A 6,205-nucleotide genomic window follows, 5' to 3' on the forward strand; every position below is an offset into this window, starting at 1 on the left:
GCCAAGTGCGCGCGGTGTCCCCACACGTTCCTGGCTCGCAAGATGGATACCTTCTTTCTCCAACAAGTCCTCAATGGGCTTAGCACCGGCATGACCTATGTGGTGCTGGCCCTGGGTCTCACGCTGGTGTTTGGCGTGCTCCACGTGATGAACTTCGCGCATGGCGACCTGTACATGGTCGGCGCCCTGATTGCGTTCATTGCGGCGGCGCAGCACCAACTTCCGTACGGCTGGGCAGTTTTGCTAGCCGTTGGCGCCTGCGGCCTGCTGGCCGTAGCTATCGACAAATTGGCGGTCCGCCCGCTGGTCGCGCGCAAGCAGGGTTCGGCCGATACGCTCCTGAGCACCTACGCGTTGAGCTTGCTTGTCTCAGAGGCGGTACTGGCCGTCTGGGGGCCTACTCCACAGGCGGTCCCTGGACTCGTTGGCAGCGTCGACTTCATCGGCATCACGCTGACCTACCAGCGAACGCTGGTGTTGGCAGCCGGCCTGCTGATGGTCGCCAGCGTGCACCTGGTCCTGCGCCACACCCTGTTCGGCAAACAGATTCGTGCCCTCGCCGAAGACCGCTTCGCCGCCGCCGTCGTGGGAATCCCCGTGCGCCGGATAGGATCACAGACCTTCGTTCTGGCCGGTGTGCTGGCTGGCGCGGCCGGCGCGCTGATGGTGCCGGTACTGACGTTTTCGCCGCTGATGGGCCACAACGTGTTAACCAAGATCTTTGCCGTCGTGGTGATCGGCGGCATGGGAAGCGTGCGCGGCACGCTTGTCTGCGGCTTGGCCCTGGGCGTTCTCGAAACCTTCGGCAGCATGTATTTCAGCGCCACGGTCAACCTGGCGCTTGTGTATGTGCTTTTGTTGCTGGTGCTGTTGTTCAAGCCTGCCGGCCTGTTCGGAAAGAAGGGCTGAGGCCATGCGCAAGAGCACGATTCTTCTTGTCGGCGTCATCGCGATCGCAGCGGCCTCGACGCTGCTGACGCCCTACCTGAGCGGCCTGGCGCTCACTGCCATTGCTTTTGCCATCCTGGGCCTGAGCGTCAACCTTGTCTACGGCTATCTGGGTTACCTCTCGTTTGGTCATGCCGCGTTCTCGGGCCTGGGCGCGTACGGCGCAGGGCTGCTGTATGTGCAGCTGGGCATCCCGTTCAGCGTGGCTGCTCCGTTAGCACTGGTACTGCCTGTGGTGCTGGGCGCGCTCGTCGGCTTTGCTTCACTGCGGGTGGGTGGTGCCTACTTCGCCATTGCCACGTTGGCCAGTGCGGAAATCCTGCGCCTGACATCGACCAGTTGGGTATCGCTGACCCGTGGCCCGCTTGGCGTGGTGGTGCCGCTGCCCGCCATCGATTGGTTGGACGGTCTCGGTCTCCAATTCCATCAATATCACCTGTGGATAGCGATCGTCCTGCTTGCCTCGGTGCTTCTGGGCATGCGCCGGCTCATGGCAAGCCCGATCGGCCGCTCCTGGTTGGCCATCCGCGAATCCATCGCGCTGGCGGAGTCCGTGGGCATTCCCACGTTGCGGGTGCGGGTGGTCAACATCGCGCTATCTGGCGGGCTGGCGGGACTGGCAGGTGTGTTGCTCGTGCCAAAGGTGCTCGTACTTTCACCCGACCTCTTCAGTCCCTCGTACTCTGCCATCGGTCTGCTGATCGTGATCCTGGGGGGGCGGGGCACGATGGTGGGGCCTCTCATCGGCGGACTGGTGTTTGCTGTGTTGCCAGAGACACTGCGCACCATCGACGAGTACCGGATGATCGCCTTCGCAGGCTTACTGTTGCTGGCCGTGCGCACCCAATCCAACGGCATCGTGAAATTGCTGGAGCCGCTCTGGAAGCGCCAGCCGCCAGTGATGCCGATCGGATCTGTCGAGGTTGCAGCGCCTTCGACGAATTCTTCAGTAGCCGTATACAGGGAGGCAGTAGCGTCTGATGGGCCGGTGCTGCAGGTGCGCAAGTTGGAAAAGCGCTACGCCGGGGTGCGCGCAGTCGATGGCAGTCACTTCGATGTGCAGCGGCGGGAAATCTTCGGCGTCATGGGTCCCAACGGTGCCGGCAAGACCACGTTGCTGAAGTTGGTGAGCGGGTTCGAGTTGCCAACTGCCGGCGAGATCCACGCCTTCGGCCGTCCGGTGGCAGCCCTCGCGCCGCACCAGCTGGCGGCGTTGGGTGTGGTGCGCACCTTTCAACACACGGAGTTGTACAGGGGGCTCAGCGTAGCCGAGAACGTCATGACCGGCACCTACCTGGTCGGGAAGGTATCGCTGTGGCGCGCATTGATCGGTGGAGAGGAGTTTCGCCGTTCGGAGGCGCAGCGGTCATCGGTGGCACGCCATGCCATGCACATGGTGGGTTTGCTCGACAAGCAGCACATGCGCGCCGACGAGTTGTCCTACGGTGAGCAGAAGCTGCTGTCGATTGCCTTGGCTTTGGCGGCCGGCCCGCGACTGCTGCTGCTGGATGAACCGGCTGCCGGCTTGAACCACTCGGAGGCCGACCAGTTGCAGTGCACGCTGCAGCGCCTGCGCGACGAGGGCCTGACCATCGTGCTGGTGGATCACAACTTGAAGCTGATGATGTCTGTATGCGACCGGATGCTGGTCGTCAATCACGGAGTCCCGATCACGGTGGGCACACCAAAACAAGTTTCGGACAACCCTCAGGTCCGGGAGGCCTATCTTGGATAAGCAAGCCAGCACAAACCCCATCCTGGCCGTACAGGCGGCCACCGTAAGTTACGGCAAGACCGTGGCCACGCGCGGTGTCGAATTGCATGTCAACGAAGGCGAAGTGGTGGCCCTGGTGGGTGCCAACGGCGCGGGCAAGTCATCGCTGCTCAAGGCAGTTCTGGGCGTTGGCGGCAGCCTGCAGGGACGCATCACCTTCGGGGGTCAAGACGTGACTGAGCTGTCGGCCGAGCGCAAGGTGGCGCTTGGAATGGCGCTGGTACCCGAGGGGCGCCACGTGTTTCCCACGCTGACCGTGCTGGAGAACCTGGAGCTGGGTTTCAGTCGCGGCACCCGTCACGAAAAACCGCGCCGGATCGAGCAGATGTACACGTTGTTTCCCAAGCTGCGGGAGCGCCGCCAGCAGGCGGCCGGCACGCTGTCGGGCGGCGAGCAGCAGATGCTGGCCATTGGGCGCGCGCTGATGTCCGCGCCCCGTCTGCTGATGCTCGACGAGCCGACGCTGGGCCTGGCACCGATGATCGTGGCCGACGTTTCTGAATTGCTCTCCTCGCTGCGCGCCCAGGGGTTGTCCATCCTGTTGGCCGAGCAGAACGCTCGAATGTCTTTGGGCGTATCGAATCGGGCCTATGTGCTTGCGCAGGGTGAGGTGGTGCAACAGGGCGAGTCGGCCGTGCTTGCGGCGTCGGACCACATACGCAGGGCCTACCTGGGGCTCTAAGGTGAAACATGGGACAAAACTCATCACTGGCAACGCCCGCGGCCGCCACTGCGACGGTCGAACTCGACCTGCCGAGTCTGGCTTGGGCAGATCAATACAAAATCCTGTCCAGCACCGTCATACCCCGGCCGATTGCGCTCGTGTCCACCGCCGGCCCGGCAGGCACCAATGCGGCCCCCTTCAGCTTCTTCAATGCGGTGGCGTTCTGCCCACCGATGCTGATGATTTCCATTGGTACGCCTGCTGGCGGCGAGGGAGAAAAGCATACCCTGACCAACCTCCGGGCCAACGGGGAATGTGTCGTTCACATCGTGGACGATGCCAACAAGGAGCGCATGAACCGCTGTGCGCCCGAGTACCCCATCGGAGTCAATGAAATTGCGATCGCGGGGTTCACCACCATCGCCTCCACCATGGTGCAGCCGCCACGCATCGCGGAACTGCCGGTGCAATACGAATGCAGGGTCCACAGCATCCAGCCGCTGGGTTCGCCGCCTTGCCATCTTGTACTGCTGGAGGTGGTCGTTGCACACATCCGTCGAGATGTGATCGACGAGCGCCATCGGATTGACTTGTTGCGTCTCAACCCTATCGGCCGGCTTTCGAGTCCGGGCATGTACTCGCGTATTACGGACAACTTTCGAATGGACGTGCCGCCAGCCTGATTTCTTGGCAGCAGCTTCAGTCTCTCGCTTTCACTCGCGGACCCGGTGCGCGGCGAGGAAGCCGCGGTCGACCTCGATCCCCAGGTTGGGCCCGTCGGGCACCGGCATCTGGCCGTCGACGAGCTGCCCCGTCAGGCCGACCGGCACCTTCAGCATCTGCTCGCGCAGCGGGTTCGCGAACACCATGCATTCCGCGGTGATGCAGTTCTCCGCGGCGGCAGCGAGCTGCAGGCTCGCTGCCAGGCAGATCGCGCCCGACCAGCCGACGTGCGGCGCATAGGCCACGCCGAAACACTGTGCCAGTTCGGCGATTCGCCAGGTCTCGGTGATGCCGCCCGAGCGCGCCACGTCGGGCTGGATCAGGCCGACCGAGCGGTCCTCGATCAGCTCGAGCGCATCGACCGCGGCGTAGTCGCTTTCGCCGGCGGCGAGCCGGATCGGCAGCTGGTCGCGCAGCAGGCGGTAGCCACGCCGGTCCTCGGGGCGCAGCGGCTCCTCGAACCAGACGTAGCCGCAGTCGGCCATCACGCGACCGACGGCGATGGCGTCGTGCAGGTCGTAGGCCCAGTTCGCATCCGCGCTCAGCTCGATTGCGTCGCCGGCGAGCTGGCGCACCAGGCGCACGCGGTGCTGGGCCGCGCCGACCGGCCGGCCGACCTTGACCTTGATGCTGCGAAAGCCCGCGGCGACGGCGCTCGCCACCTCGCGCTCGACCGCCGCGTCGTCGAACCAGTTGATCGACGAGGCATAGACGGGCGTCGTGCGTCTGCCCATGCCGCCCAGCAACTGCGCGACCGACTGGCCGGCGGAGTGGCCGGCCAGGTCCCACAGAGCGATGTCGACCCCGGCGATCGCCTCGACCAGCATGCCGCCGGTCCGGCCCGTGAGCACGCTTCGCATGCGCCGCCACAGGCGCCGGCGGTCGAGCAGGTCCTCGCCGAGCAGCAGCGGGCGCAGCACCGTCTCGATGAATCCGGCGTAGGCGGTCGAGCCGCGCCGGGCCAGGCATTCTCCGAAGCCGATCCAGCCTCCGGCGACCTCGACCTCGACGACCACGATCTCGATCGCCGACCAGTCGCCTTGCGCGGTTCGCTGCACCGCCGGCAGCGTCACGCGCAAGGGGTGGGCGCTCACCCGCACGATGCGGCGTGCGGCGGCATCGATGCCCGCTGCGGTGACGAGCCGAACGAGGTTTCGAGCCAGGTCAGCGAGCCCTCCAAGCCGTCGATGACGAACGGGTGGCGGCGCACGAAGCTCCAAAACGCCGCCGGCGATGTCTTTCACGCACACGCAAGCCGTACCAGGCAGAGGTCCATGTAATGGCACTCCCAAGCAAGGGTGGCGCCCCGGTGCAATCATCAACGGCGACGTTCCGGGAGACTGAGGGCCTCAGTAACCTATCTTCACGGAGACACAACATGCCCGTCATTGTTTGCGAATGCAAGGTCGGAATCCAACCCGGCGTCAAGGCCAGGATCGCCAGCGAGCTCACGAGCGCGATCAGGGAGATCATCCTTTCTCCGCTCGACCTGATCAGCGTCGTATTTCATGAAGCCACGTCCGAGAACACCTACCGCTCGGGAGAGTCCACTTCGGAAACGCTGATCTTCTGCCACATACGTGATGGGCGCAGCGACGGCGCCGTGCTATCGCTGGCCAAAAAGGTGAGCTCGATTTGGAGCGCGTGCACCGGGGCATCGGAGGACGAAATCGAGGTGCTGGTCACTCTCTATCCCGCCAAATACGTCGTGCGCGGCGGTGAACGCCTACCCGAAGCCCCTCGCGTGTGAGGGTGGTGCAGCCTGCGCTCCGTACCTGAACCACGTGTCGAAAATATAAGCAACCATCTTGAATGAATAAGTCAGACGACCGTGGCGATCTCGTTGCTCCAAGGCGACTTGGAGCGGGCGATGGCATTCAGGATGACAAGCAGCTTGTGCATGCAGGCCACCAATGCCACCTTTTTGGGCTTGCCTGCTGCCAGCAGGCGAGCGTAGAAGGCCTTGAGAACGGGATTGAACCGTGTGCCCACCAGGGCGGCCACGAACAGCACACGGCGCACGTCTGCGCGCCCGCCGAAGATGTGGCGCTGGCCGCGCAAGGTGCCCGAGTCGCGGTTCATCGGCGCCAGCCCGA

General features: G+C 64.4%; 7 protein-coding genes. 5 read left to right on the top strand and 2 right to left on the bottom strand.

The window, feature by feature from the left end:
- Positions 1-42 precede the first annotated feature (42 nt).
- The 4 genes from HNE04_RS20020 to HNE04_RS20035 are packed head-to-tail and all read left to right on the top strand — an operon-like array spanning position 43 to position 4,069.
- Positions 43-909 carry a branched-chain amino acid ABC transporter permease gene (locus HNE04_RS20020; protein WP_172223101.1) on the top strand — a complete coding sequence of 289 codons (867 nt, stop codon included), beginning with the start codon at positions 43-45 and terminating at the stop codon, positions 907-909.
- Between the two features lie 4 nt (positions 910-913).
- Positions 914-2,683 (top strand): branched-chain amino acid ABC transporter ATP-binding protein/permease, encoded by a 1,770-nt coding sequence (locus tag HNE04_RS20025; RefSeq protein WP_172223103.1) that lies wholly within the window; start codon positions 914-916, stop codon positions 2,681-2,683.
- A gap of 19 nt (positions 2,684-2,702) precedes the next feature.
- Positions 2,703-3,404 carry an ABC transporter ATP-binding protein gene (locus tag HNE04_RS20030; protein WP_328700371.1) on the top strand — a complete coding sequence of 234 codons (702 nt, stop codon included), beginning with the start codon at positions 2,703-2,705 and terminating at the stop codon, positions 3,402-3,404.
- 8 nt (positions 3,405-3,412) lie between these two features.
- Positions 3,413-4,069, top strand: a complete 657-nt coding sequence (locus HNE04_RS20035) for a flavin reductase family protein (protein WP_172223108.1) — start codon at positions 3,413-3,415, stop codon at positions 4,067-4,069.
- A gap of 30 nt (positions 4,070-4,099) precedes the next feature.
- Here the strand turns inward: HNE04_RS20035 and HNE04_RS20040 are convergent, their stop codons facing one another.
- Positions 4,100-5,353 (bottom strand): mandelate racemase/muconate lactonizing enzyme family protein, encoded by a 1,254-nt coding sequence (locus tag HNE04_RS20040; RefSeq protein WP_207717649.1) that lies wholly within the window; start codon positions 5,351-5,353, stop codon positions 4,100-4,102.
- A 134-nt stretch (positions 5,354-5,487) separates the two neighbouring features.
- Between HNE04_RS20040 and HNE04_RS20045 the strand changes: the two genes are divergently transcribed.
- Positions 5,488-5,859, top strand: a complete 372-nt coding sequence (locus HNE04_RS20045; RefSeq protein ID WP_172223111.1) for a tautomerase family protein — start codon at positions 5,488-5,490, stop codon at positions 5,857-5,859.
- A gap of 71 nt (positions 5,860-5,930) precedes the next feature.
- Here the strand turns inward: HNE04_RS20045 and HNE04_RS20050 are convergent.
- A partial coding sequence (locus tag HNE04_RS20050; protein WP_172223113.1) for a transposase occupies positions 5,931-6,205 on the bottom strand: 275 nt, incomplete at its 5' end.

Source organism: Caenimonas soli (assembly GCF_013155545.1).
Taxonomy (GTDB): Bacteria; Pseudomonadota; Gammaproteobacteria; order Burkholderiales; family Burkholderiaceae_C; genus Ramlibacter; species Ramlibacter soli.